Here is a 26,918-nt window from a genome sequence, read left to right on the forward strand (position 1 = left end):
GTTGTATCTCGACCATTTCGGCCTGAGCGAGCTGCCCTTCGGTATCACGCCGGACACCAGCTACACGGTGATCACGCGCAGCCATCAGGAGGCGCTCAATACGCTGCTCGTCGCGCTCAATAGCGGCGAGGGTTTCATCAAGATCACCGGCGAAGTCGGCACCGGCAAGACGCTACTTTGCCGACGTCTGTTGCAAGCCCTGCCCGAAGGCAGTGTTTCCGCCTATCTACCCAATCCCTATCTGGCGCCGCGCACCCTGCAACTGGCGCTGGCCGAGGAGCTGGGGCTGGCCGTAAGTGCTGACAGCGACGACTATCACCTGCTGCAAAGCATCAACCGGGCGCTGCTTGACCATGCGGCAGCCGATCGCCAGGTTGTTGTCTGCATCGACGAGGCGCAGGCGATGCCGCTCGAAACGCTGGAGTCCTTGCGCCTGCTGTCGAATCTGGAAACCGAGAAACGCAAGTTGCTGCAGATCGTCCTTTTCGGCCAGCCGGAGCTTGATCGCAAGCTGGCCGAGCCATCGGTTCGCCAGCTCCTGCAGCGCATCGCCTTTCATTACCGGATCGGCGGGCTGGCCCGTGAAGAGGTCGCCAATTATCTGGCGCATCGTCTACGTGTCGCCGGCTACCGGGGCGAGGATGTCTTCGGGTCGAGCGCCGTGCGCTGCCTGCACAAGGCCAGTCGCGGCACGCCGCGCCTGCTGAACATTCTGGCTCACAAGTCCCTGCTCGCCGTTTTCGGCGAGGGCAAACACGCTGTGCGCTCTGGTCATGTTCGCCGGGCGGCGGCCGATACCGAAGGCGCGGCTGCGGCCGGGTGGTGGTGAAATGAGCCTGATCAACGACATGCTGCGCAACATCGAGGCCAAGCGCCCCGACGATCCGGCCCGGCAAAACCTGCAACGCGAAATCCGCTCGCTGCCGGCGGCGCCAGCCGGTGCCGGGCGCTGGCTGAAACCCTTGCTGCTTGTCGCGGCGCCCATCCTGATTGCGGCCGGGCTGCATGCCAACGGGCAACTGTTGCCCCTGCTCGGCATGGACAGTGAGGCGCCCCCGGTGGCGCCGCCTGCTCCCGTCGTCGTCCCGGCGCCCCCACCCTTGCCGGCACCCGCGGTGGCCGTCGTTGACGACCAGCCCATTCCGGAAAGCGATCTGCGCCTGGCACCGAATCTGGCTGTCCTGCCGCTGCCGGCGGCGCCCATATTGGCGGTACCTGACCCCGTTGTGCCCGCACCGCTGCCGGCTGTAGCCAAACCGGAAACGGTCAGCGCCCCGGCGCCGCAGCCTGCGCCGGCCGCCCCGGTCGGGCCGGTCAAGATCGAGAAGAGCCCAGTGCTGGCGACGGCGCGTGATCGCGCCGACGCCGAATTTCGCCGGGCGGAGAATGCCTTCGCTGCGGGGCGCGGCGCGGAAGGGATCGAAGGTCTGCGCGCCGCGCTCAAGCAGGATCCGGCCTACGTCCCGGTGCGCCAGATGCTGCTGCGCCAGTTGCTCGAAATGCGCAAAATTGAAGAGGCGATGACGATTCTTCAGGAAGGCCTCGAACTGCAGCCGGCGCAGACGGGTTGGGCGATGTCGCTGGCCCGCCTGCAACTGGAGCAGCACGACATTGCAGCGGCTGACCGCACGCTGGCCCGGTCGCAGGTCTATGCCGAAGCCAGCGCCGACTATGCCGGCTTTCAGGGCCATGTCAAATCCCGCCTTGCTGCCAATCGCGCTGCGGTGACGCATTACCAGCGGGCGACCCGTCTCGCCCCCAACGAGGGCCGCTGGTGGCTGGGTCTGGGGCTGGCTCAGGAAGCCGATGGACGATTGCCCGAAGCGAAAGAGTCGATGCGCCGCGCCATCGCCACGGCGACGCTGTCCGTCGAGTTGTCGGCGGTGGCCGAGCAGCATTTGCGTTGAGCGCGATGCCAGCCCCGGCTTGCGCTCGTGCTATATATCAACCGTTCATTTGCCGAGAAGATCAACAACCATGAGCCACCACGAAAGCCCCGTCGTCTACGGCACCGAAGACATCCTGCGCAGCCTGTGCAATTCGATGACCAAGGTGCTGACCATCGCCACCCAGAGCCAGATTCACTATTCTGGCATGGTCCAGCGCATCACCAAGACCTGCCTGAAGCCGGACATTGGCTGCTTCGTGCTGTTCGATGGCGGCTTTTCCGGGCTGGTGGTGACCAACTTCTCGGCCGCGGCGGCGATGGAGTTGTATGAGAGCTACATGTTGAGCATGGGCATGGCCAAGGATGAGCTGGCCAGTTCGCATACCTCGGACGAGGTGGCGAACGTCATGGGAGAGCTCATGAACCAGATCGTCGGCGATTTCACCGGCAAGGTGGCACGCGAGCTGCAGACGCACATCACGCAGAACCAGCCGAAGATGCTGGCCCTGACCAAGCAGGTCATGCTCAGCGTGGACACCAATCTCGACAAGCCGGAAGCGCGCCGCGTGACCTTCTTCACCGGCCGCAACAACATCTTTTATCTCGAACTGGCGATCGACCGTACCGAGTTCATCAAACTCAACGACTTCGAGAGCGAAGAGGCCGATCCCGACTTTCTGATCGAGCAGGCCCATGCAGCGAACGCCACCGCGGCGCCGCTGAAAGGCGTCGATGCCGGCGAGCAGGACGACTTCCTCAAATCGCTCGGGATGTAGCTGCGGACTGACGGTTGGCCGGGACTTCCACGGTCAACCGGAAAATTCGCCTTATTTTGAAATAAGGCGTTTGAGCTGGCGGTCGTGCCAGCCGGAGAGCAGGGCGATCGCCGTACTCGAACCGATCAGTGCCATGAACATGTCCGACTGCGTATCCCACTGGTCGCCCTGGGTGCCGAGGAACTCATCGGCGCCCTGACCCATGGCCAGCGCAGCGGCCCATTCGATCAGTTCGTAGCTGGCACTGATCGCCATGGCGATGCAGATGCACAGGAAACCGGTCATCCGGCGGCCGACGACGTAACCGCCGCGGATCAGGACTTCACGGGCGACCATGGCCGGCACGAAACCCTGCAGCAAATGGCCGATCTTGTCGTAGGGGTTGCGCACCGTGCCGAGCAGGTCCTGCAGCCAAAAACCGAGCGGCACGCGGGCGTAGGTGTAGGCGCCGCCACCGATCAACACCAGCGCATGGATGGCGATCAATACCGTGAGCAGCGTCGTCAGCGGATAGCTCTGGCGCGTGGCAATCATCAGCGGCAGGGCAATCAGCACCGGTGCCACTTCCATGATCCAGGTCGCCCGGTCGAAGGGGGCGATGCCGGAAACGATCAGTGCCGCAATGACGATGGCGGCCAGCGTGATGTTGACCAGGTTCCTGTTTTCCATGTCAGCCCTCGTTGCGGATCAGGTCGAGCAGTTCGGCGCCGTAGTGCTCAATCTTGGCGCTACCCATACCGGTGATGCCGGCCAGCATGCCGTGGCTGGTCGGGCGGACTTCGGCCAGCTCGCGCAGGGTCTTGTCATGCAAAATAACGTAGGCCGGCACGGCTTGTTCTTTGGCCGTATCGCTGCGCCAGGCGCGCAGGAGTTGGAACAGCACCTCGTCGGCCGACGACAGTTCGCTGTGCACCACCGCGCTGCTGCGTGAGGACGACGAGCTGGCCTTGCGCTTGGCCGGCCGGCGCAGTTGCACCTGGCGTTGACCCTTGAGCACTTCGCGGGCGGCGTCAGTCAGTTGCAGCGCGCCGTGTTCGGCCATGTCGACATGAACCAGTCCGGCCGCTGCCAGTTGGCGGAAGACGCTCTTCCAGCCATGGTCGTCGAGGTCGGCGCCGACGCCGAAAGTCGGCAGCTGGTCGTGGTTCCACTGCTTGATCTTGTCGGTTGCCTTGCCGCGCAGGACATCGGTCAGGTGCGTGACGCCGAAACGCATGCCGGTGCGGAAGATCGCGGAGAGCGCCTTTTGCGCGGCCAGCGTGCCATCCCACAGTTCCGGCGGCTCGATGCAGACGTCGCAGTTGCCGCAGGGCTCGCGTTCCTCGGCAAAATAATTGAGCAATACCTGGCGCCGGCAGCGCGGCGCTTCGCAGTAGGAGAGCAGGGCGGTCAGGCGTTGCGATTCGAGAATCTTCTGGCCTTCGCCGGCGCCTGATTCGGCGATGCGCGCATGCTGCAGCGCGACGTCCTGCATGCCATAGGCCATCCACGCTTCGGCCGGTTCGCCGTCGCGGCCGGCGCGGCCGGTTTCCTGGTAGTAGGCTTCGATGCTTTTCGGCAGGTCGAGGTGGGCGACGAAACGGACGTCCGGCTTGTCGATGCCCATGCCGAAGGCGATGGTGGCGCACATGACCAGCCCTTCCTCGCGCAGAAAGCGGCGCTGGTTGGCGGCGCGCGTCGGGGCGGGCAGGCCGGCATGGTAAGGCAGCGCCGGGTAGCCCTGGGCCGATAGCCATTCGGCCGTCTCCTCGACCTTCTTGCGCGACAGGCAATAGACGATGCCGGCCTGGCCCTTGCGCCCGGCCAGGAAGCCGAGCAACTGTTTCTTGGCGTTGTCTTTTTCGACAACGGTGTAGCGGATGTTCGGCCGGTCGAAGCTGGACAGGAAAACGCGCGCTTCGGTCAGGCCAAGGCGGACCAGCATTTCGTTCTGCGTTGCCTTGTCGGCCGTGGCCGTCAGGGCGATGCGCGGGACGTTCGGATAGCGCTCGTGCAGCGTCGACAGTTGCAGGTATTCCGGGCGGAAATCGTGGCCCCATTGCGAGACGCAGTGCGCTTCGTCGATGGCGAAGAGGGCAAGTTTGCCGGCTTCGTAGAGGGCGTCGATCATCGACAGCGTGCGGTCGACAAGCAGGCGTTCCGGGGCGATGTAAACGAGGTCGATCTGGCCGGCGAACATCTGCTGCTCGATGGCCTGCGCCTCGCGCCAGTCGAGCGTCGAATTGAGGCAGGCGGCCTTGACGCCAAGCTGGGTCAGGGCATCGACCTGGTCCTGCATGAGCGCGATGAGCGGCGAGACGACGATGGCGCAGCCCGGGCGGAGGAGGGCGGGGATCTGGTAGCACAGGCTCTTGCCGCCGCCGGTCGGCATGAGGACGAGCGCGTCGCCGCCGTTGCCGATGTGGTCGATGATCTCGGCCTGGGCGCCGCGAAAGGCGGGATAGCCGAAGACGTCGCGCAGGATGGCGAGGGCGGAGGGGGTTCCCACGGTCAACCGGAAATTTGGGTCAAAATTGAAATGCTCATACGATGGCTTCGCGGCTCAATTGCTCGCCGTCCCAGAGCAGCGCTTCGGCGCGCTCTTCGTGCCAGTCGGAGAGGACCCAGCGTTCAACGTGGATGCCATCGACGATGTGGTCGTGTTTTTCCGGACGGTGGGTGTGGCCGTGAATGAAGGTGGCGTAGCCGTGTTCGCGCAGGAAATCGTCGGTGGCCGGGCCGTTGAGGTCGGCGTAAACATAGGCGTGGTCGCGCTTGCGGCGGGCGCTGCACCAGCGGATGTAACGGCCGAGCAGGCTGCGCAGGAAACGCGGCTTGGCGCGCATCTTCCGCTGCCATTCCGGGTCGCGCACCTTGGCGCGATAGGCCATGTAGGCGTGGTCGTCGATGCACAGGGCGTCGCCGTGCGAGAGCACGAAGGACCACTCGGGCAGGTCCAGCAAATAAGGGTCGGGCAGCAGCGTCATGCCGGCGGCCGCGGTGAATTGTTCGCCGATGGCGAAATCGCGGTTGCCGTGCATGAAGCATATTTTCAGCCCGGCATTGCTGGCCGCACGCAGGGCGGCGGCGATCTGCGCGGCGTAGGGATCGTCGATGTCGTCGCCGACCCAGACTTCGAAAAGGTCGCCGAGGATGTACAGCGCCTCGGCCTGGCGGGCGCGGCCGGCCAGAAAGCTCAGGAACAAACGAGTCGCCCCGGGTGACCGGGGCGACAGGTGCAGATCAGAGATGAAGAAGATCAAACGATCTCGGCCTTCTCGATGATCACATCTTCAGCCGGGACGTCCTGATGGAAACCCTTGTTGCCGGTCTTGACGGCGCGGATCTTGTCGACCACATCGAGGCCTTCGACGACTTCGCCGAAAACGCAGTAGCCCCAGCCCTGGCCGGACGGCGACTTGAAGTCGAGGAAATCGTTGTCGACGGTGTTGATGAAGAACTGGGCGGTGGCCGAATGCGGGTCGTTGGTGCGCGCCATGGCGACGGTGCCGCGCTTGTTCTTGAGGCCATTGGCGGCTTCGTTCTCGATCGGGGCCTGGCACGGCTTCTGGCCCATGCCCGGTTCCATGCCGCCGCCCTGGATCATGAAGTTCTTGATTACGCGGTGGAAGATGGTGCCGTTGTAGTGGCCGGCTTCAACGTAGGCGATGAAGTTGGCCACAGACTTCGGGGCCTTTTCGGCGTTCAGTTCGAGCGTGATGTCGCCGTGGTTGGTGGTGAGCTTGATTTTGGACATTGGGGATCCTTATTTGTCGGAGATGATTTTGACGTTCTGGATGACGACCGGGGTCGTCGGAACGTTTTCGTAATAGCCAGCGTTGCCGGTCGGCACCTTGGCAATCTTGTCGACGACATCCATGCCCTGGGTGACCTTGCCGAAGACGGCATAGCCCCAGCCGCGCGGGTCGCCGGTGGTCTTGTGATTGAGGAAATCGTTGTTCTTGAGGTTGATGAAGAACTGGACGCGAGCCGAATGCGGGTCGCCGGTGCGGGCCATGGCTACCGTGCCGCGATCATTGGTCAGGCCATTGGTCGCTTCGTTCTTGAGGGCAGGGGTCAGCACCTTTTTCTCTTCCATGGCCCGGCTGAAGCCGCCGCCCTGGATCATGAACCCATCGATGACGCGGTGAAAGATGGTCGATTCGTAGAAGCCATGCTTGGCGTTGTAGAGGAAAAACTCAACCGTGGTCGGGGCTTTTTCCGGGTAAAGCTCGAGGGTGAATTTGCCCAGATTGGTCGTGAACTCGACGGCTGGGGCCGCCCACACGGCAAGCGAGACGAGCAGGCCGGCAGCGAGGGTCGATATTTTTTTCAACATCAGGCACTTCCTTCGTAAATGATTTTCCACTGGTCGCCTTCACGCAGCCAGTACTGGCGTTTCTTCATCTGGTTGTTGAGGTTGTTGCTGCGGTAATCCTGGTCGAAAGTCACGACGACGACTTCGTCCTTGCCCGGATTGCGGAACACGGAGAGATTGTCGATCTTGAGCTTGATCCATTCCTTGCCGGCATTGACCTGCTTTTTCTGGGCGGAAAACTCGGCGAAATCCTGCTCGCCGGCCTTGAAACGCTTCGAGTAATGCGTCAGGTAGCGGTCGGTGTCGCGGCTTTCCCAGTCGGCGCGCCAGGCGTCGATCGACTTGTTGAGTTCGCTGCGCTCTTTGGCCCAGTCGTCGAGCGACAGCCATTCGACCGAATTGCTGATGATGACCGGGGTCAGGCCGACCTGCAGGTTCTTGGCGACGACGTCGAGATCCTGGTTGGTTAGCACGACGCAGCCGTCGGAGGCGCGCGGCGGACGGGCGAAGGTGTCGGAGGGCGTGCCATGCAGCCAGATGCCGCTGCCGCCACGCCCTTGACGCTTGTCCCACTCGTTGGGGTAATTGAGCGGGAAGGCGCCGTTACCGTAGAGGTCGGCCAGCTTCTGGCGGGGCAGGTTAGCCGTGACGTGATAGACGCCTACCGGGGTCTTCTTGTCGCCTTCGACGAGCTTCTCGGCGCCCAGCTTGCCCTGGGTGACGTAGTAGTCGGCGACGAAGCGCGGCTGGCCACCATTCGTGAGGTCGTTTTCGTAGAGGTAGAGGCGCGAACGCTTGGTGTCGACGACGATGGCGAAACGCTGGTCCGGCTGCATCTGCAGCAGGTAGCGCGGCACGAAGTCAGCCGGTGGTTTTTCGCGATAGGCGGCGAGGCGGGCGATGGCTTCGGCGCGCAGGTCGGCAACCTTGTCGGCCGGGGCATCGGTCAAGGCACCAAAGGTGTTGATCGGTTGCTTGCGGGCCAGTAGCAGATCGCCCTTGATCAGGTGGGCCAGCCGGTAGTTCGGGTGCTGACGCAGCAGGTTTTCGGTCAGTTGCAGGGCATTGCTCAGGCGATTGCCTTCGATTTCGGCAAAAATGCGCGTCAATGCTTCTTCCGGACCGGAGTCGGAAACAACAAGGGGCAGGGTCGAACCCTGGCTGGATGCGTCGGGCGTTGTCCGCGCCAAGGCAATTGCCGAGAGTTCGTTGATGGTGACTGGGACACTCGCCGGCTTGTCTTTAAGCCGGGCTGCTGCACCGGCGGCCAGAGCGACCGCCAGTCCAGAGAGAACTAATTTACGGCCTAATTTCACCGGGCGTTTTCTTCCTTGATCAGCCACTTGCTACCGGCCCGAACGAAAACGAGCGTCTTGGTCGTCGAGCTGCTCAGACCCGTTGCTTTGTAATGCTGGCGGAACTTGGCAGTGGCCTTGTCGCCATTGACCGTGACTTGCGGCGTATCGAAGGAAACCGAGATCTTGCCGCCCTTGCCGGCGATGCGCTGCTCGCGTTCCTGTTCCCAGGCCTTGCGGCTCATGCCCTTGGGCGTGTTGAACTCTTGCGCATAGGCGCCGAGGTAGGCGCGCATGTCCTTGCGTGACCAGGCGTCGGCCCAGGCGTTCATGGCCTTGACGACATCGTCGCTGCCGGCAACGGCCTTGGTGGGGGCCGGGGCAGGGGTTGGTGCAGCGGCTGGCGCCGGCGTTGAAACGGCAGCGGCCGGAGCGGGCGCTGCAGCGACCACTGTCGGCTTGCTGGCTGGTGAGGCGGAGGCGGCGCCCGGCGTCGACGTGACGATGGTCGCGGTAGGTGCCGCGGCGGCGACGGCCGGCTTGGCGACAACGGCAGCGACCGGAGCGGCGGCAACCGGAGCCGGTTGCGGCTTGACGTTGCCCTTGCCGGAAGTGGTGATCAGGTCGCGAATCAGGGCCAGCTTGTTCTGCGTTGTCGAATTGGAATTGTCCAGTTGCAGGGCCTTGTCGTAGGCCTGGCTGGCCAGCTTGGCGTAAACATCGCCGAGGTTTTCGTAGGCGATGGCGTAGGACGGATGAGTCCTTATAGCCATTTCGAGGGCCGTGCGGGCCTTGTCGTACTGCTTTTGCTGGGCGTAGAGCACGGCCAGGTTGTTGTAGGGTTCCGGCAGTTCCGGGTAATCCTCGGAAAGCTTGGTAAACACGCTGATCGCGTCGGCCGGCTTGTTCATCTCGGTATAGATCAGGCCTTTCAGGAAGCGACCCTGGGCATCCTTGGGACGGCTGCTCAGGTAGGCGTCGACTTTCTCGAGGGCCTGCGGGTACTGGCCCTGCTTGATCAGGCGTTGGACTTCCGGCAGGTTGTCGGCAAACGCCGGTACGGCGAAGCTGATGGCCAGGCCAATCGCCATTGCACGCAACGTCTTGAGCTTCTGAAAACGGGGCTGGAGCAGGGAAATAGAGGTCATCGCTATGCTATACTTTTCGAGGTTATACAATCTTCCGATTCTACCAAAAATGCCGGTGATTCCATAGGGATTAGCAAGCCGGCCAAGCCCGGTTCCCTCCCCGCATGCTCAAGATCTACAACTCCCTCAAGCGCGAAAAACAGCTTTTTACCCCGATCGAGCCGAACAAAGTTCGCATGTATGTCTGTGGCATGACGGTCTATGACTACTGCCACCTTGGCCATGCCCGGGTCATGGTTGTTTTCGACATGGTTTATCGCTGGCTCAAGGCCAGCGGTTACGACGTGACCTACGTCCGCAACATTACCGATATCGACGACAAGATCATCAAGCGCGCCATCGAGAATGGCGAGACGATCCAGCAACTGACCAACCGTTTCATCGCCTTCATGCACGAAGACGCCGATGCGCTGGGCGTTCAGCGCCCCGACCACGAGCCACGGGCGACCGACTACGTGCCGGAAATGCTTGATTTGATCGGCAAGCTCGAGGCGACCGGCCTGGCTTATCAGGCGACTGATGGCGACGTGAATTATGCGGTGCGCAAGTTCCCCGGCTACGGCAAGCTGTCCGGCAAGTCGCTTGACGATCTGCGGGCCGGTGAGCGCGTCGAGGTCGATTCAGCCAAGCAGGATCCGCTCGATTTCGTGCTCTGGAAGCATGCCAAGCCCGGTGAGCCGGCCTGGCAGTCGCCGTGGGGCGAAGGTCGTCCGGGTTGGCACATCGAATGTTCGGCCATGAGCTCGAAGCTGCTTGGCAATCATTTCGACATCCACGGTGGTGGCCAGGATTTGCAGTTCCCGCATCATGAAAACGAGATCGCCCAGTCGGAAGGGGCGCACCAGTGCTCCTTCGTCAATTACTGGATGCACAACGGTTTTGTCCGTGTCGACAACGAAAAAATGTCGAAGTCTCTGGGTAACTTCTTCACGATCCGCACGGTCCTCGAGCAGTTCGATGCTGAAGTCGTGCGCTTCTTCATCCTGCGCGCCCATTACCGCAGCCCGTTGAATTATTCGGACGCTCATCTTGACGATGCCAAGCGTAGTCTGGACAGCCTGTATTTCACGCTGCGCGACGTGCCGGCAGTGGCTGTTGCCATCGACTGGAAGAGCGATTTTGCGGCTCGTTTTGCCGCCGCGCTGAACGAGGATTTCGATTCGCATGGCGCCATTTCGGTGCTCTTCGAACTGGCGGCTGAGGCCAATCGTCAGAAGAGTGGCGAACTGTCGGGCTTGCTCAAGGCGCTGGGCGCGGTGATCGGCCTGCTCGTGCGGGATCCGATGGCTTATCTGCAGGGCGGCGGTGCGGCTGGCGGCCTCGACGAGGCGGCTATCGAGCAGATGATTGCGGATCGGGCGGCGGCCAAGAAGGCCAGGAATTTTGCCGAGTCGGATCGTATTCGCGATGAACTGAAGGCGGCGGGGATTGCGCTCGATGATAGTCCGCAGGGGACGACCTGGCGGCGGGCCTGAATTAGCTTGGGTTTCCGCCTTGCTGGCGGGCGTACTTTCTTTTGCTTCGCCAAAAGAAAGTAGCCAAAGAAAAGGCGACCCCAGGGTCGGCGCCCCTTCGGGGTTCCTTGCGCTACTCGGCAGGCCGGGCGGCTTGCTAAACTCGCCTGCGGCTCAGACAACGCAAGCCGACTGCCCCCGGCCCGCCTGCGTTGCTCAGCGCCTCTCATGGGGACCCCAAAGGCGTCCGAGCTCAAACGCCATCCGCGTCACTGACTTCCACGGTCAACCGGGAAAAAGGCCAAAAATTGAAATCCATCGGTCCAGCGTGGACGCCTTACCGGGCCCCTTGAGAGGTGCCGAGCAACGCAGGGGCCGGCGGATAAAGGGCGAGGACTGTCTGAGGGCGAAGCCCGAGTTCCGCAGCCCCCGCCTGTCCCGAGTAGCGCAGGGAACCGGCGCAGCCGGCACCGACCCAGGGTCGCCTTCTTTTTGCTTACTTTTTCTTGGCGAAGCAAGAAAAAGTGAGACGCCCCGCAAGGGCGGAACCCCAAGCTAATTTAGAAGAACACCCGACCAAATATCGACTCCCGCCAATGCGAGAGTGAGTCGCTACTTCAGAATCTTCCCGCCCTGCCCAATGACCGTCAGTTCGACAAAGCGCGACCCGAGCCGGGTGTTCGGGCCGTAGTTGATGCGGTAACCACCGAGGTCTGCTCCGCTCATGCTTTCCAGCGAGCTCACCAGTTTGTCGCGGCTGAGATCCCTGCCGGCCCGCTTCAGGCCTTCGATCATGGTCCTGGCCATCAGGTAGCCTTCCATCCCGTAGTACGAGTAGGCACCCTTGTCGGACAGTTTTTGATAGTCGCGGACGACCGGAACGACGTTGTTCCATGGATAGGGAACAACTTGCGAAACGCCGATGCCGCGTGAATCAGGGCCGAGTTCCTGGACGAGCAGTTCGGCGCCGACCGGCGACAGGGTCATGAGCATCGGATGCTGGCCGACTTTTTTCATGGCCTTGACGAAGGCTGCCGTCGGTTTGTACAGCGTGACCATGACCACGGCCTGCGGTGTCGCCTTGGCAATCGTTTCCACCGCCTTGGCAACATCCACCGAGTTGCGTTCGACCGTGCCGACGGCGGACGGGGCCAGATTGTTCTTCTTGAGCGCGGCGGTGACGCCATCCAGGCCGGATTTGCCGAAACCGTCGTTCTGGTAGAAGACGGCGATATTCTTGAGGCCGAGCGAGACCATCTGGTTGACGATGACTTCGGCTTCGTCGGCGTAGCTGGCGCGGACGTTGAACATGTAGCGCGCATTGGGGTTGGTGGCCAGCGATTCGCGCAGCGTGGCTGCGCCGGAAATGGTGCCGACCAGCGGCACCTTGGCCGGGCCGAAGACGGTGTTCATGGTTTCGGTCGTCGGGCTGGAGCCGTAATAGGCGAGCAGCGCGAAGACATTTTTTTCCTTGATCAGCGTCTTGGTGTTGGCGACGGTGCGTTCGGTTTCATAGCCGTCGTCGAGGGCGATCAGTTCGAGCTTGCGACCATTGATGCCGCCGGCCTTGTTGACCTGCTCGAAATAGGTCGTGATGGTCTGCCGCATGTCCAGACCGTAGGCGCCGTTCGGGCCGGAGAAGGGGGCCGACATGCCGAGGGTGATCGTCGTCTCGGTGACGCCGGGCTCGGCCCAGCACATCGTGGAAAAGGCAATGGCGCCGACGGCGGCCAGTCGTTTGAAGACTTGCATTGTTTTTTCTCCCCCTGATAGATCAATCGATTCTAACAGTCGGGGATATTACCGGGAACAGGACGAACAGGACTTTTGGCAATTTGTTCGATGCCACGGTCAACCGGGAAAAAGGACCGAAAATGAAACAGCCCCTGAGTCCCGAAAATTCGGGACTCAGGGGCTGTGGTGCAAAGTCAGGCGTTATTCAGCGAAGAAGTCCTTAACCTTGTAGCTTCGGCCGGCACTTCGTGCCTTAACCTGCAACGCAGGTTAGCCTGCGCTGCAAAGTTAAGGAGTTACTCGGCAAAAAAGTCCTTAACTTTGTCCATCCACGACTTCGAGCGCGGGTTGTGTTTGGCGCTGTTGTCGCGGCTCGATTCTTCCAGTTCGCGCAGCAGTTCCTTCTGGCGGTCGGTCAGGTTGACCGGCGTTTCGACAACGACGTGGCACATCAGGTCGCCATGGGTATGGCTACGGACTCCCTTGATGCCCTTGCCGCGCAGGCGGAAGACGCGCCCGGACTGGGTTTCGGCCGGAATCTTGATGGCCGCGGCGCCGTCCAGTGTCGGGATTTCGATTTCGCCCCCGAGTGCGGCGGCGGTGAAGGAAATCGGCATTTCGCAATGCAGGTCGTTGTGGTCGCGGGTGAACACGGTGTGCTGCTTGAGGTGAATCTGCACGTAGAGGTCGCCCGGTGGCCCGCCATTGACGCCATGCTCGCCCTCGCCGGAAAGCCTGATGCGATCGCCTTCATCGACCCCGGCCGGAATTTTGACGGCCAGCGTCTTGTGTTGCTTGATGCGGCCGGCGCCGTCGCAGTGCTTGCACGGTTCGGCGATGAAGCGGCCGGTGCCGTGGCACTTGTGACAGGTCTGCTGGATCGAGAAGAAGCCTTGCTGCAGGCGCACCTGGCCGGAACCGCCGCAGGTCGGGCAGGTCTTCGGCTGGGTGCCGGGCTTGGCGCCGGAGCCGTTGCAGGGATCGCAGACTTCCATGGTCGGAATGCGAATCTTGGTTTCCGTGCCGTGCGCCGCCTGTTCGAGCGTGATTTCGAGGTTGTAGCGCAGGTCGGCGCCGCGATAGATGTTCGAGCGACCGCCGCCGCCACCACCGCCGCGACCACCGAAGATTTCGTCGAAAATGCCGCCGAAGGCATCGGCAAAGCCGGCGCCACCGCCGCCGCCCATGCCCGCCTGCTGGTCGATGCCGGCGTGGCCGAACTGGTCGTAGGCAGAGCGTTTCTGGCCGTCCGACAGGATTTCGTAGGCTTCCTTGGCTTCCTTGAACTTCTCCTCGGCACCCGGATTGTCCGGATTGCGGTCGGGGTGATGCTTCATGGCCAGCTTGCGGTAGGCCTTCTTTATTTCTTCATCGCTGGCGTCGCGATTGACGCCGAGGATTTCGTAAAAATCGCGTTTTGACATTTCTTCTACCCATCAAGTGACAAAGGCGCCGAGCGCCGCCGGAGATTTCCGGAAGGCTCGGCGCCGGGCTGTGGGGCCAGGAATTACTTCTTGTCCTTGTTCACTTCGGTGAATTCGGCATCGACGACATCGCCTTCAACGGTCTTTTCACCGCCTTCTGCCTGCTGGCCAGCCGCACCGGCGGCAGCGCCTTCGGCCTGTTGCTGCTGGGCGTACATCTTCTCACCGAGCTTCTGGGCGGCAGCCGACAGGGCTTCGGTCTTGGCGGTGATGGTTTCCTTGTCGCCGTCGCGCAGCACGTCCTCGACATCCTTGATGGCGGCTTCGATGGCAGCCTTTTCAGACGCGTCGAGCTTGTCGCCGTACTCGGTCATCGACTTCTTGACCATGTGCACCATGCCGTCAGCCTGGTTGCGGGCATCGGCCAGTTCGTGCGCCTTCTTGTCGTCTTCGGCGTGCAGCTCGGCATCCTTGACCATGGCCTGGATTTCAGCCTCGCTCAAGCCGGAGTTGGCCTTGATGGTGATCTTGTTTTCCTTGCCGGTGGCCTTGTCCTTGGCCGTGACGTGCATGATGCCGTTGGCGTCGATGTCGAAAATGACTTCGATCTGCGGCGTGCCACGCGGGGCCGGCGGGATGCCTTCGAGGTTGAACTGGCCGAGGCTCTTGTTGCCGGAAGCGACTTCGCGCTCGCCCTGCAGCACGTGGATGGTCACGGCGGACTGGCTGTCGTCGGCGGTCGAGAAGACTTGCGAAGCCTTGGTCGGGATCGTCGTGTTCTTCTGGATCAGCTTGGTCATGATGCCGCCCAGGGTTTCGATACCGAGCGACAGCGGGGTCACGTCGAGGAGCAGCACGTCCTTGACTTCGCCCTGCAGCACGCCGCCCTGGATGGCAGCGCCGACAGCAACGGCTTCGTCCGGGTTCACGTCCTTGCGCGGTTCCTTGCCGAAGATTTCCTTGACCTTCTCTTGCACCTTCGGCATGCGCGACTGGCCGCCGACCAGGATGATGTCGTCGATGTCGGAGATCTTGCAGCCGGCGTCCTTGAGGGCCATGACGCATGGCGCAACGGTACGCTCAACCAGTTCATCGACCAGCGACTCGAACTTGGCGCGGGTGACCTTGAGCGCCAGGTGCTTCGGACCGGAGGCGTCGGCGGTGATGTAAGGCAGGTTGATTTCGGTCTGCTGGCTCGAGGACAGCTCGATCTTGGCCTTTTCAGCGGCTTCTTTCAGGCGCTGCAGGGCCAGCACGTCAGCCTTGAGGTTAACGCCGGATTCCTTCTTGAATTCGTCGATGATGTAGTCGATCAGGCGCTGGTCGAAGTCTTCGCCGCCGAGGAAGGTGTCGCCGTTGGTGGCCAGCACTTCGAACTGCGTTTCGCCGTCAACGTTGGCGATTTCGATGATCGAGATGTCGAACGTGCCGCCGCCGAGGTCATAAACAGCGATCTTGCGGTCGTTCTTGCTGGTCTTGTCCATGCCGAAGGCGAGGGCGGCTGCGGTCGGCTCGTTGATGATGCGCTTGACTTCGAGACCGGCGATGCGGCCGGCGTCCTTGGTGGCCTGACGCTGGCTGTCGTTGAAGTAGGCCGGCACGGTGATGACGGCTTCGGTGACTTCTTCGCCGAGGTAGTCTTCGGCGGTCTTCTTCATCTTGCGCAGCACTTCGGCGGAAACCTGCGGCGGGGCGATTTTCTTGTCGCGCGCTTCAACCCAGGCGTCGCCATTGTCGGCCTTGACGATCTTGAAGGGCATCAGCGAGATGTCCTTTTGCACTTCTTTTTCTTCAAAGCGGCGGCCGATCAGGCGCTTGACCGCGTACAGCGTGTTCTTCGGATTGGTGACGGCCTGGCGCTTGGCCGGGGCGCCGCACAGAATCTCGCCATCTTCGGTGTAGCCGATGACGGACGGCGTGGTGCGGGCGCCTTCTGCGTTTTCGATAACCTTCGGCTGGCCGCCTTCCATGATGGCGACGCAGCTGTTGGTGGTGCCGAGGTCAATACCGATGATCTTGCCCATGATTCGTTCCTTAAAGATAAATGACTGATGTTCGTGAGTTGGGGGCTTTGCCAGCGATTTCAAGCCGCGGTTTCAGACTTCCACGGTCAACCGGAAAAAACGCCCAAAAATGAAATGTGTTTATTTGCCCTTGGCGACCATGACCAGGGCCGGACGCAGAACGCGGTCGGCGATGGTGTAGCCCTTTTGCAGCACGGTGACGACGGTGTTCGGTTCCTGCTCCGAATCGACCATGCCGATGGCCTGATGCTTGTGCGGATCGAACTTCTCGCCAGCCGGACTGACTTCGTTCAGTGCGTTCTTTTCGAAGGCGGCAACCAGTTGCTTGAGCGTCAATTCGACGCCGGCCTTGAAACTGTCAACGGTCTGTTCCGGCACGGCCAGCGCGGCTTCCAGGCTGTCCTTGACGGCCAGCAGTTCGCCGGCAAAACGCTCGACGGCGAACTTGTGCGCCTTGGAAATGTCTTCCTGAGCCCGACGGCGGATGTTTTCGCCCTCGGCCTTGGCGCGCAGCCAGGCATCGTGGTGTTCGGCAGCCAGCAATTCGAGGGCGCGGAACTGCTCCTCGATGCTCGGCAGCTTGTCGGTGTGTTCTTCGACATTTGGCTCGGCGACCGGCTCGGTCGCGGGTTCGTTACCCAGCAAGGGTTCCTGGGGGTTCTCGGTATTGCTCATGCGTTATTCTCCCAAAATTCTGCAACGTTATCTGGGGGCTGTCCCAGTGCTTTCAAGAGCGGCGAAGAACTATTTTTGCCTGGCAAAACTGCTGTCGTGCCGCAGCCTGCGTGCTACGATAATTCCATGTGTCTTTTTGGTGCATCCTGAATGGAAAAGATCGGCAAATACCGGGTAATTAAGGAGCTGGGCAAGGGCGCAACGGCCACTGTCTACCTCTGTGACGACCCGGATGCCAACCGTCAGGTCGCCGTCAAGGTGATCAGCTTCGGCCATGACAGCGCCGCCATGTCGCGGCGCATGCGCAAGCTGTTCCAGAACGAGGGGATGGTTTCCCAGCGCCTCAATCACCCGAATATCGTTCGAGTCTACGAAGCCGTGGTCGAGCCGGACTTCGCCTATCTGGCCATGGAGTATGTCGACGGCTTCACGCTCGAGGACAACTGCCGGATCGACAAGCTGCTGCCCATGCACCGGGCGATCAGCATCATCTTCAAGTGCTGCATGGCGCTTGATGCGGCCTACCGACAGGGCATCATCCACCGCGACATCAAGCCGGCCAACATCATGATCGCCGCCAACGACGAGCCGAAGATCGCCGACTTCGGCCTGGCGCTCAACATGAACAAGGACATGGACCGCGACTCGACCTTCATCATGGGCGTCGGCTCGCCGGCCTACATGTCGCCGGAACAGATCAAGGGCTATCCGCTCAACCAGAAGACCGACCTCTATTCGCTCGGTGTGCTGATGTTCCAGCTACTGACCGGCCGCCTGCCCTTCCGCGCCAACAACCAGGCGACGCTCGTTTATCGCATCATCAATACCGACGCGCCGGCCGTCACCGCGCTCAACCCGAATTTGCCGGAAGGCCTCAATGCCATCATGCGCCGGGCGCTCGAGAAGGATCTCTACAGCCGCTACCGGAATGGCGCCGAAATGGCCAAGGACCTCTCGGCGGTGCGCTACCAGATCCTCGAAGAGGACGAAACGGCGCAGGACATGCGGCATTTCGAGACCTTGCGCAGCCTCGACTTCTTCGTCGAATTCGAAAACGTTGAAGTCTGGGAAGTCCTGCGCGTCTCCGTCTGGCGCGAAATCCTGCCCAACGTGGCGATCATTCGTGAAGGCGAGCGCAACAAATTCTTCGGCATCATCATCAGCGGCTCCGTCGAAATTTCCATCGATGGCAAGGCACTGTGCCGCCTGGGGCGCAGCGAGCCGATCGGCGAGGTGTCCTATCTGCACCCGTCCAGCGACCAACGCTGTTCGACCGCCGTCACGCTCGAGCCGACGCTGTTCCTCGAAGTCAATGCGGCAGCGCTCGCCCTGTCGTCCGAAGAGCTGCTCGAACGCATGCGCAATGCGCTGCTGGCCAGAATGATCAATCGTCTGCGCGAAGTTAACCGCATCGCTGCGGCGCAAGGCCAGCCGGCCGTCAAGACCCAGGGCGGCTCGCTCACCGGCACCACGTCGCGACCGGGCAGTGGCCTCGATCTTGAATTGACGCCGATGTAAAAACAGCCTCCGCAGAGGCTGTTTTGCTGACCTGCTTTAAATCCTCAGACCTTGAAGCGTCCGACCAGCGATGCCAGGCCTTCGGCCAGTCGCTTGAGGTCGTGCGCCGCGCCGGCCGTCTGTTCGACCGTGCCGGAATTTTCGCGGGCCATGCCGGCAATCGCTTCGATGCTGCTTTCAACATCACCGGAGAAGCGGCGTTGCTGGTCGGTGGCCGAGGCGATGGCGTCAAGGCCGTGACCGACTTCGGTCACCGAGCCATTTGTTGCCTCGAGCACGTTGGACACTGAGTGAACGGCCGCCTGGCTGCTTTCCAGGTGGGCCATGCCGGCCTCGATGCTGCGCCGGACAGCGACTGACTGGGCGCTGAGCTGGGCCGTGATGGCGTCGATTTCGGTAGCCGAGCGCGACGATTTTTCGGCCAGCTTGCGCACTTCGTCGGCCACTACCGCGAAACCACGTCCCTGTTCGCCAGCTCGGGCTGCCTCGATGGCCGCGTTGAGGGCGAGCAGGTTGGTCTGTTCGGCGATGTCCTTCACTTCACGGGTCATCGTCGTGATCGATTCGGTGTTCTTGACGAAGTTATTGACCGAATCGGCCATTTCCTTGACGGCACGCTCGACGACGTTCATTTCGCCGAGCAGCACGTCGAGGTTGCGGCTACCCTCGGTGGCGCGGGCCAGACTTTCCTGCGACTGGTGCTGGACGTGTTCGGCGCTCTTGGCAATCGACGAAATGCTCGAAACCAGTTGCTCGACGGCCGAGGCGGCTTCGTTGGATTTTTCGTTCTGCTGATGCGAACTTTGCGTGACGCGGTCGGCGCTGTCGGAGAGGGCGGCGACGCGGGCCGATACCTGGCTGGCCGAGTCGCGGACCTGACGGACCAACTGGTTGAAGTTTTCCATCATTTCGTTGAAAACCTGCGCAGCCTGGCCGACCTCGTCGTTGCCCTTGATCGGCAGGCGGCGTGTCAGGTCGCCTTCGCCGCGGGCGATGTCGGCGAGGCCGCTGCGCATGGCTTCGAGCGGCTTGCTGACGAAATGATTGGTGATCAGGTAGATGATGACGAGCAGGGCGCCCAGGGCACCCAGCGCGACGCCGGCGATCTTGACGCGGAAGGCCGAAACCTGCGCTTCGACGGAGTCGAGCGACACCTTCATGCTGACGACGCCGAGCACGGTGCCTTCGGGAACCTGGTGGCAGAGGATGCAGTCCTTGCCGAGGTAATTTTTCGACGCCTTGGTCGGGTTGATGACGTGCAGGAAAGAGCTGCCGTTGGCGGTTTCAACCGACATGTACGGCGTGCCGCTGGCCATCACTTCCTTTTCCAGCGCATCGAGCGGACGCTTGCTCTTGGTGTCCGGGCCGTAGAGCTTGGCGACGGCATCGCTGCGGGCGACGATGAGATCCTTGATGACCGAGAGTTGTTCGATCTGGTCGAGGAAGACTTCGCGCTGGCCGACGGTGCCGGTCAGCATCATGCCGGTCAGGCCGGCCATGGTCATTTCGTGGATGCTCTTCGAGAAGTCCTGCGCCTGGAGAATCGCCGTTTCTCGATTGACCTGCGTGGTCCAGACTATTGCCCCTGCCCAGATGATGGCCAGTACTACCCAGATGGCCGCCGTCAGGCGGATCCAAATCTTCAAATCGGCGAAGCGCGGCATGATGTCCCTCGAGTTACTGCCACCATTTTCAGCTAGGCGGTCAGGTCAATTTGCTGGATTGTGCCAGCCGTACCTGATTCGTGCAAAAAAATTCCAGAAGTGCGAATTTGTCCGAGCAATTCATTAGCATTTGTCTTGAGGTCAAATGGCGTAGCGATGCGGCTTAGCGCGATAGCACCGACCCCGGCATCGTTCAGTGACAGTAGCGTGTCTTTGTCAGTTTTGTCAGGTGTCCACAGCGACAATTGTGTAAACGACGCATCGTTTTCGTCAATCCAGCCGTTCTGGTCGCCATCGAGCGCGGCCAATTCCTCAAAGCCGTCGCCGCTGGTCGGGCCGAACAGTTCGCTGCCATTGTTGATCTTGCCGTCGCCGTTGCGGTCGAAGGCCAGAAAGCCGCTGCCCGGGGCCAGGAAGTTGATGTTCTCCGTGCTGCCGTCGGCATTGAGGTCGAAAGCGAAACGCTGGTCGGTCAGTTGGGCGGCGGTTCCGGCAAAATTGAGGACGAGCGGATCGACCTTGCGCGCCGCGTCGCCGAGGCGGAGGCTGATGTCGCTTTCTTCGTGATACTGGCGCGCCATCGACAACTGCAGGTCGAACTTGATCTCGCGACCATCTGCCGTCGTCACCGTGCCGCTGGCGGCAAAATTCGTCTGCTCGACCTCGCTGTAGGATTCATGGCGGTCGTACTCAATGCCGAAGCCCGCCGACGTCGGGCGGGCCTGTGTGCCGGTTGCAGGTGGCGCTTCGATGACTGGGGTTTCTGAACTCGGCTGGAGTTCACTGGCATCGAAAATGCGGATCCGGTGTCCGGTCAGCAACTCGAGCATGGAGCGGATGAAACGCAGCCGGGGATCGGCATCGAGTTCCTCATCCTCCGGCTTTTCGCAGGCATTGGCCTGGCAGGCGGCCTTGCCGGCATCGGACAGGCTGACGTTGTCGGTGCGCGCCGGGCGGGGACGCGACTCTTCGCCGGCAAACTGCGGGCGCTGCGACCCGACCCACATTTTCAGCGATTCACGGACTTCATGGCGCTCGACGCTGGCATGCGACGAGGCCATTTGCAGGCTGCTGCTGGCAATTTTCATCGTGGCCTCCGTCGAATGCATTGGGATGCATCATTAACGGCGGCTAGGGGCAGAAGTTAAGGCTGGTAAAGATGCGGCTGTATCCAGCGTTTCAGCGAGCCGAGGTCGAGCGCGCCGCTCTGACGGGCGATCTCGCGGCCATTTTTAAAGATGGCCAGGGTCGGAATGCTGCGGATATTGAAGCGGGCGGCCAGTTGCTGTTCGGCTTCGGTATCGACCTTGACCAACCGCGCGTGGGGCTCGAGGTCGATGGCGGCCTGATGGAAATTCGGTGCCATCTGCCGGCAGGGGCCGCACCACGGCGCCCAGAAATCGACGACGACGGGGAGGTCGTTGCGCGAGATGTGACGGTCGAAGTTGGCGGCGGTCAGTTCGGCCGGTTCGCCGTTGAACAGCGGCTGTTTGCACTGGCCGCAGTTGGGCGAATCTTTCAATTTTTGGCCAAAAATCCGGTTGACCGTGGAACAGTGCGGACAGACGACGTGCAGGCTTTCTTCAGGCATCAGGCGCTCCAAATATCATGTTTTTCTGATATGGGCACCCGGCGCCGGATTTCAAGAGCGGGCGCCGAATTTGATGGCTTGCCGGGCGCTGGTTTCAAGCGCCTGCGGGTCGATGGCGGCTTTGGTCGGCCAGCCGGCCAGGTGGTTTTCGACGATGTCGGCCAGCGCCTTGATCCAGGCGTCGTCTTCGTTGAGCGCCGGGATGTAGTGGTATTCCTTGCCACCGGCCTTGAGGAAATCGTCACGGCCTTCCTGGGCGATTTCCTCGAGGGTTTCGAGGCAATCGGCGACGAAGCCAGGGCAGATGACATCGACTCGGCGGATGCCCTGCTTGCCCCATTTTTCAAGCGTCGGCGCGGTGTAGGGCTGCAGCCACTCGGCCTTGCCGAAGCGGGACTGGAAGCAGATTTCAAACTGTTCGGGCTTGAGGTTCAGGCGCTCGGCGAGCAGGCGGCCGGTTTTGTGGCATTCGCAGAAATACGGGTCACCGAGGGTCAGGCTGCGCTTGGGCAGGCCGTGGAAGCTGATGAGCAGCTTGTCGTTTTCGCCCAATGCACCGTTCGTCTGCCAGTGTTTACGCACCGATTTTTCGAGCGCGGCGAGATAGCCGTCATGGTCATGGAAATTGCGCGTGAAGCGCATTTCGGGCTGGTTGCGGGTTTTGGTCAGCCAGTTGCAGGCATCGTCGACGACGGTGGCCGTCGTGCTCGCAGCGTATTGCGGGTACATCGGCACGACGAGGACGCGACTGGCGCCTTCGGCCTTGAGGTGGCTTAGCACATCGGGTAGCGACGGCGAACCGTAGCGCATCGCCCAGGTCACCGTGACGTGATGGCCGCGTTGGCCGATCAGGCCCTTGAGCAGCTTGGCCTGGCGCTCGGTATGGACGCGCAGTGGCGAGCCTTCGGGCATCCAGACGGTGGCGTACTTGGCGGCCGATTTCTTCGGTCGGGTGTTGAGGATGATCCCGTTGAGGATCAGCCACCACAGCGGCTTGGGGATTTCGACGACACGCGGGTCGGACAAAAACTGCTTGAGATAGCGCTTGAGAGCCGGCGCGGTCGGCGCATCCGGCGTGCCGAGATTGACGAGGACGACAGCGGTGCTGGCCGCGTTGCCATGACGGTGCGGCGGCTCGGGGAGGAAACGGGGCATTAGTTGTCCGACTTGTAGGAGAGGGCGCTGGAAAGCAGGCGGGCGGTGATGTCGACGATCGGGATGACGCGTTCGTAGGCCATGCGGGTCGGGCCGATGACGCCGACCGAGCCGACGATGCGGCCGTCGACGCTGTAGGGGGCGGCGATGACGCTGCATTCGTCGAGCGGGGCAATGCCCGATTCGCCGCCGATGAAAATCTGCACGCCCTCGGCGCGGTTGGAAATGTCGAGCAGGCGAACCAGGCTGGAACGTTGCTCGAAGAGGTCGAACAGTTCGCGCAGGCGCTTCATGTTTGACGACAATTCCTCGACATCAAGCAGGTTGCGTTCGCCGGAAATGACGTAGGGGGCGGAATTTTCGGCCATTGCCGCATCGCCGGCATCGAGCGCCAGGGCCATGAGCGGCTTGATGTCTTCGCGAAGCTTCTGGATTTCACTGGCCAGGCGCTGGCGGATCTGCTCGAAATCGAGACCCGCGAAATTTTGCGTCAGGTAATTGCCGGCGCTGACCAGTTCAGACGGCGAGTAGACCTTGTCGCTGCTGACGATGCGGTTCTGCACGTCGCCGTCGGTGGTGACGATGATGAGCAGGATGCGCTTTTCCGACAGGCTGAGGAATTCGATTTGCCGGATGCGGCTGGCCTGGCGGCGCGGCGCGATGACGACGCCGGCGAAGTTAGACAGGCTGGAGAGTAGTTGCGAGGCGCTGGCGATGATCTGGCTCGACGGCAGGCCGTGCAGCGATTCCTTCATCTCGCCCATTTGCCGGGCCTCGAGCGGCTGCACGGTGAGCAGGCTGTCGACGAACAGCCGGTAACCGCGCGCCGTCGGAATGCGCCCGGCCGAGGTGTGCGGGCTGGCGACGAAGCCGGCCTCTTCAAGATCGGCCATCACGTTGCGGATGGTGGCCGGCGACAGATCAAGGCCGGAAAATTTGGACAGCGCACGCGAGCCGACCGGTTGCCCGTCGGCAATATAGTGTTCGACCAGCGTTTTCAGCAGGGTGCGCGAGCGTTCATCAAGCATGGCTGAGGATTGTACAAAAAACGGAGGGGCAGCGACGGGCGATTATGGCCGGCCGCCGGGATGCAGTGCCAAGCGACGCGATTCGAATTCCTGGCGCAGTTCACGCCGGAGCATGGCCGACTGGTAACGGCGCCTTTCCTCGTCGGTGCTCGGTTCCCGCGGCGGTACGCTGGTCGCCTTGCCGTTTTCATCGACCGCCACCATGGTGAAAAAGCAGCTGTTGGCATGGCGCACACTTTGTTCGCGGATGTTTTCGGTGAGCACCTTGACGCCAATTTCCATCGAGGTCCGGCCGGTGTAATTGACGGCGGCCAGAAAGGTGACCAGTTCGCCGACATGAATCGGTTGGCGGAACATCACCTGGTCCACCGATAGCGTCACGACATATTCGCCGGCATAGCGGCTGGCGCAGGCATAGGCGACCTGGTCGAGCAGCTTGAGGATGGTGCCGCCATGGACGTTGCCGGAAAAATTGGCCATGTCCGGTGTCATCAGGACGGTCATGCTGAGTTGGTGGTTGGCAAGAGGCATGGGGTAATCGCGCGCAGGGTGGGTGAGTCATGTTACTGCGCTTTTCCGGCGAATCGATGCTGCCCGGTGGCACGATTGCGCGGTTTTTATGCAAGAATTCGACCCCATGAACAGAAGCTTTGCTTCCCTCCGCAATCCCCGGACCATCGCCCTGGTCGGCAAATACCACAGCATGGAAATTGCCGAGTCCTTGCGTCGTCTGGCGGAGTACCTTTACGAGCGCGGCGTCTCGGTTTTCATTGAGCGCGAAACCTCCGAGCACATCGGCAAGAAGGTCGATCTGTCGCGCTGGGTGACCTGCGGTTTCAACGACATAGGTGCGCATGCCGACCTCGCCATCGTGCTCGGCGGCGACGGCACCATGCTCAACGCGGCGCGCCGCCTGGCCCGTTATTGCGTGCCGCTGGTCGGCGTCAACCAGGGCCGCCTCGGCTTCATGACCGACATCGCCCGCGACGACCTGCTGACCTGCATGGACGACCTGCTCGACGGCCGCTTCGCCCAGGAAAACCGGATGCTGCTGGCTGCCGAGGTAACGCGCGACGGCAAGGAAATCGCTGAAAATCTGGCGCTCAACGATGTGGTGGTCGACAAGGGCGCCATTGGCCGCATGATCGAATTCGAGTTGTTCATCGACGGCGAGTTCATCTACAACCTGCGTTCTGATGGCCTGATCGTTTCGACGCCAACCGGCTCGACGGCCTATTCGATGTCGGCCGGCGGGCCGATCCTGCATCCGACAACGGCCGGCATCGCCCTCGTGCCGCTCTGCCCGCATGCCCTGAGCAATCGCCCGATCATCGTCAACGACAGCGCCGACATCGAGTTGCGCATCGCCAATGCCGACGATGCGCGTGTGCACTTCGACGGTCAGGTGACGCTCGATTTGCAGCGTGGCGATTGTGTCCGCCTGCGCCGCTCAGAACACGCCATCTGCTTCCTGCACCCGCCGGGCTACAGCTATTTCGCCATGCTGCGCCAGAAACTGCAGTGGAGCGAGCGGCCCAAGGGAACCTGATAACCTGATGTTGCAACACCTGACGATTCGCGACTTTGTCATTGTCGACCGGCTGGAACTCTCGTTCCTGGCCGGTTTTGGGGCACTGACCGGTGAGACCGGTGCCGGCAAGTCGATCCTGATCGACGCCCTGGCGCTGGCCCTCGGCGAACGCGCCGATGCCGGCGTCGTCCGTTCCGGCTGCGACAAGGCCGAAGTCGCCGCCACTTTCGATATCACCGCCCAGCCGCAAGTCGGTGAATGGCTGCGCGCCAATGATCTTGAGGGCGACGACGAACTGCTGCTCCGCCGCGTCGTCGACACCGGCGGCCGTTCGCGTGCCTACATCAACGGCTCGCCGGCTACCGTTCAGCAAATGCGCGAAGTCGGCGAATGGCTGGTCGATATCCACGGCCAGCACGCCCACCAGTCGCTGCTGCGCGCCGAAGCCCAGCGCACGCTGCTCGACAGCCATGCCGGCCTGAGCGGGCAGGCACGCGAAGTCGCTGCCGCTTGGAAAATCTGGCGCGATGCCGAGCAACTGCTGCGCGTCGCCAGCGAAGGCGCCGACGTCCTGCAGCGTGAGCGTGAACAGTTGCAGTGGCAGATCGGCGAACTCGACGCCCTGGCCTTTGGCGACGACGAATGGGCGACGCTCGATGTCGAACACCGCCGCCTCGGCCACGCCGCCAGCCTGATCGAGGGCGCGCAATACGCGCTCGCTATCCTTTCCGACGACGATGCCGCCTGCGAACGCCAGATCGACGGCGTTGCCACGCGGCTCGCCAATCTGGCCGAATACGATCCCGAATTGGCCGAAGTTGCCGCGTTGATCGGCTCAGTGCAGGCCGAATTGTCCGACGCCGTGTCCACCCTGCGCCGCTACGCCGACCGGGCCGATCTCGACCCGACTCGTCTGGCCCAGGTCGAGCGCCGGATGGACGCGGTGATGAGCCATTCCCGAAAATATCGTGTCCAGCCCCCCGAATTACCGGGTTTGTTGGTTGGTTGGCGGCAGCGACTCTCCGCGCTTGATGAATCAGCCGATCTGGCAGCGCTGGAAACGAAGGTCGCCGCAGCGCGCAAGGATTATCTGGCCCAGGCCGAAAAACTATCGGCTGGCCGCAAAAAAGCGGCAACCGAGATGGGCAAGGCGGTCAGCGAAATCATGCGCCAGCTGGCACTATCCTCCGGCCGTTTCGAGGTTGCCCTGGTGCCGGTTGCCGATGGTGCGGTTTATGGCCTAGAACAAATCGAATTCCGCATCGGCGGCCTCGCCGGCAACGAGGCCAAGCCCATGGCCAAGGTCGCCTCCGGCGGCGAACTGTCGCGCATCAGCCTGGCGATACAAGTACTCACTTCGCGCTCAGCCAGCGTCCCGACGCTGATTTTCGACGAAGTCGATGTCGGCATCGGCGGCGGCGTCGCCGAAATCGTCGGTCGCCTGCTGCGCGAACTGGGCAGCGAACGCCAGGTTCTCTGCGTCACCCACCTGCCGCAAGTCGCGGCGCAGGCCAACTGGCAATGGCAAGTCAGCAAGGCGACGCGCGACGGCGTCACGCTGAGCGCCATCCAGCCGCTCGACGACAACGGCCGAATCCAGGAAGTTGCCCGCATGCTTGGCGGCGTCGAAATTTCCGCCATCACGCTGCAGCACGCTCGCGAACTACTCCATTTGCCGGCTTGAAGCCGTTTTTTCCGGTTGCTACGGTCAACCGG

Annotated in this window: 24 protein-coding genes; 7 read left to right on the forward strand and 17 right to left on the reverse strand. The window is 62.0% G+C overall.

Annotated elements, in window-relative coordinates:
• Position 1: 1 nt before the first annotated feature.
• The 3 genes from KI610_RS04770 (at position 2) to KI610_RS04780 (ending at position 2,664) form a co-directional block, all read left to right on the forward strand.
• Positions 2-829, forward strand: a complete 828-nt coding sequence (locus KI610_RS04770) for an ExeA family protein (RefSeq protein ID WP_226497528.1) — start codon at positions 2-4, stop codon at positions 827-829.
• Between the two features lies 1 nt (position 830).
• Positions 831-1,907, forward strand: coding sequence for a tetratricopeptide repeat protein (locus KI610_RS04775; RefSeq protein WP_226497529.1), 1,077 nt, complete (start codon positions 831-833; stop codon positions 1,905-1,907).
• Positions 1,908-1,977: 70 nt separating this feature from the next.
• Positions 1,978-2,664, forward strand: a complete 687-nt coding sequence (locus tag KI610_RS04780; RefSeq protein ID WP_226497530.1) for a DUF3334 family protein — start codon at positions 1,978-1,980, stop codon at positions 2,662-2,664.
• A 51-nt stretch (positions 2,665-2,715) separates the two neighbouring features.
• On the opposite strand, the gene KI610_RS04785 is transcribed toward KI610_RS04780, so the two are convergent.
• The 7 genes from KI610_RS04785 to KI610_RS04815 are packed head-to-tail and all read right to left on the reverse strand — an operon-like array spanning position 2,716 to position 9,404.
• Positions 2,716-3,333, reverse strand: coding sequence for a DUF2238 domain-containing protein (locus tag KI610_RS04785; protein ID WP_226497531.1), 618 nt, complete (start codon positions 3,331-3,333; stop codon positions 2,716-2,718).
• 1 nt (position 3,334) lies between these two features.
• Positions 3,335-5,152 (reverse strand): DNA helicase RecQ, encoded by a 1,818-nt coding sequence (recQ, locus tag KI610_RS04790; protein WP_319004208.1) that lies wholly within the window; start codon positions 5,150-5,152, stop codon positions 3,335-3,337.
• Between the two features lie 34 nt (positions 5,153-5,186).
• The gene (locus tag KI610_RS04795) at positions 5,187-5,906 is read right to left on the reverse strand and encodes a UDP-2,3-diacylglucosamine diphosphatase (RefSeq protein ID WP_226497533.1); all 720 of its coding nucleotides are present in this window, start codon (positions 5,904-5,906) and stop codon (positions 5,187-5,189) included.
• Entirely contained in the window at positions 5,903-6,400 is a 498-nt protein-coding gene (locus KI610_RS04800; protein WP_226497534.1) for a peptidylprolyl isomerase, read from the reverse strand. The genes KI610_RS04795 and KI610_RS04800 overlap by 4 nt, the downstream gene beginning before the upstream one ends.
• Positions 6,401-6,409: 9 nt before the next feature.
• Complete coding sequence (locus tag KI610_RS04805) at positions 6,410-6,982, reverse strand: peptidylprolyl isomerase (protein WP_226497535.1); 573 nt, start codon at positions 6,980-6,982, stop codon at positions 6,410-6,412.
• Positions 6,982-8,277: a L,D-transpeptidase family protein gene (locus tag KI610_RS04810; RefSeq protein ID WP_226497536.1), complete on the reverse strand. Its 1,296-nt coding sequence runs from the start codon at positions 8,275-8,277 to the stop codon at positions 6,982-6,984. The genes KI610_RS04805 and KI610_RS04810 overlap by 1 nt, the downstream gene beginning before the upstream one ends.
• A complete protein-coding gene (locus tag KI610_RS04815; RefSeq protein ID WP_226497537.1) occupies positions 8,274-9,404 on the reverse strand; it encodes a nuclear transport factor 2 family protein in 1,131 nt (376 codons plus the stop codon). The genes KI610_RS04810 and KI610_RS04815 overlap by 4 nt, the downstream gene beginning before the upstream one ends.
• A gap of 104 nt (positions 9,405-9,508) precedes the next feature.
• Between KI610_RS04815 and cysS the strand changes: the two genes are divergently transcribed.
• Positions 9,509-10,879 carry a cysteine--tRNA ligase gene (cysS, locus tag KI610_RS04820; protein ID WP_226497538.1) on the forward strand — a complete coding sequence of 457 codons (1,371 nt, stop codon included), beginning with the start codon at positions 9,509-9,511 and terminating at the stop codon, positions 10,877-10,879.
• 591 nt (positions 10,880-11,470) lie between these two features.
• Here the strand turns inward: cysS and KI610_RS04825 are convergent.
• The 4 genes from KI610_RS04825 to grpE form a co-directional block, all read right to left on the reverse strand.
• Positions 11,471-12,610: an ABC transporter substrate-binding protein gene (locus KI610_RS04825; RefSeq protein WP_226497539.1), complete on the reverse strand. Its 1,140-nt coding sequence runs from the start codon at positions 12,608-12,610 to the stop codon at positions 11,471-11,473.
• A 278-nt stretch (positions 12,611-12,888) separates the two neighbouring features.
• Entirely contained in the window at positions 12,889-14,016 is a 1,128-nt protein-coding gene (dnaJ, locus tag KI610_RS04830; RefSeq protein WP_226497540.1) for a molecular chaperone DnaJ, read from the reverse strand.
• Between the two features lie 83 nt (positions 14,017-14,099).
• Complete coding sequence (gene dnaK, locus KI610_RS04835) at positions 14,100-16,040, reverse strand: molecular chaperone DnaK (protein WP_226497541.1); 1,941 nt, start codon at positions 16,038-16,040, stop codon at positions 14,100-14,102.
• A gap of 120 nt (positions 16,041-16,160) precedes the next feature.
• Positions 16,161-16,715: a nucleotide exchange factor GrpE gene (grpE, locus tag KI610_RS04840; RefSeq protein ID WP_226497542.1), complete on the reverse strand. Its 555-nt coding sequence runs from the start codon at positions 16,713-16,715 to the stop codon at positions 16,161-16,163.
• A 150-nt stretch (positions 16,716-16,865) separates the two neighbouring features.
• Here grpE and KI610_RS04845 point away from each other — a divergent pair, with 150 nt between their 5' ends.
• A complete protein-coding gene (locus tag KI610_RS04845) occupies positions 16,866-18,233 on the forward strand; it encodes a protein kinase domain-containing protein (protein ID WP_226497543.1) in 1,368 nt (455 codons plus the stop codon).
• 44 nt (positions 18,234-18,277) lie between these two features.
• Here KI610_RS04845 and KI610_RS04850 read toward each other — a convergent pair whose 3' ends face one another.
• The 6 genes from KI610_RS04850 to KI610_RS04875 are packed head-to-tail and all read right to left on the reverse strand — an operon-like array spanning position 18,278 to position 24,202.
• Entirely contained in the window at positions 18,278-19,897 is a 1,620-nt protein-coding gene (locus tag KI610_RS04850) for a methyl-accepting chemotaxis protein (protein WP_226497544.1), read from the reverse strand.
• A gap of 32 nt (positions 19,898-19,929) precedes the next feature.
• On the reverse strand, positions 19,930-20,985 hold the full coding sequence (locus KI610_RS04855) for a VCBS repeat-containing protein (protein WP_226497545.1): 1,056 nt from the start codon (positions 20,983-20,985) through the stop codon (positions 19,930-19,932).
• A 56-nt stretch (positions 20,986-21,041) separates the two neighbouring features.
• Positions 21,042-21,488, reverse strand: a complete 447-nt coding sequence (trxC, locus tag KI610_RS04860) for a thioredoxin TrxC (RefSeq protein ID WP_226497546.1) — start codon at positions 21,486-21,488, stop codon at positions 21,042-21,044.
• Between the two features lie 51 nt (positions 21,489-21,539).
• A complete protein-coding gene (hemH, locus tag KI610_RS04865) occupies positions 21,540-22,643 on the reverse strand; it encodes a ferrochelatase (RefSeq protein ID WP_226497547.1) in 1,104 nt (367 codons plus the stop codon).
• Entirely contained in the window at positions 22,643-23,671 is a 1,029-nt protein-coding gene (hrcA, locus tag KI610_RS04870; protein ID WP_226497548.1) for a heat-inducible transcriptional repressor HrcA, read from the reverse strand. The genes hemH and hrcA overlap by 1 nt, the downstream gene beginning before the upstream one ends.
• 42 nt (positions 23,672-23,713) lie before the next feature.
• A complete protein-coding gene (locus KI610_RS04875) occupies positions 23,714-24,202 on the reverse strand; it encodes an acyl-CoA thioesterase (RefSeq protein WP_226497549.1) in 489 nt (162 codons plus the stop codon).
• Between the two features lie 88 nt (positions 24,203-24,290).
• On the opposite strand from KI610_RS04875, the gene KI610_RS04880 reads away from it, so the two are divergent.
• Together KI610_RS04880 and recN are read left to right on the forward strand one after the other, a co-directional pair.
• Positions 24,291-25,220: an NAD kinase gene (locus KI610_RS04880; protein ID WP_226497550.1), complete on the forward strand. Its 930-nt coding sequence runs from the start codon at positions 24,291-24,293 to the stop codon at positions 25,218-25,220.
• Between the two features lie 7 nt (positions 25,221-25,227).
• Complete coding sequence (gene recN / locus KI610_RS04885) at positions 25,228-26,886, forward strand: DNA repair protein RecN (RefSeq protein WP_226497551.1); 1,659 nt, start codon at positions 25,228-25,230, stop codon at positions 26,884-26,886.
• Positions 26,887-26,918 lie beyond the last annotated feature (32 nt).

Origin of the sequence: Ferribacterium limneticum, assembly GCF_020510565.1 — a bacterium.
GTDB classification, from domain to species: domain Bacteria; phylum Pseudomonadota; class Gammaproteobacteria; order Burkholderiales; family Rhodocyclaceae; genus Azonexus; species Azonexus limneticus_B.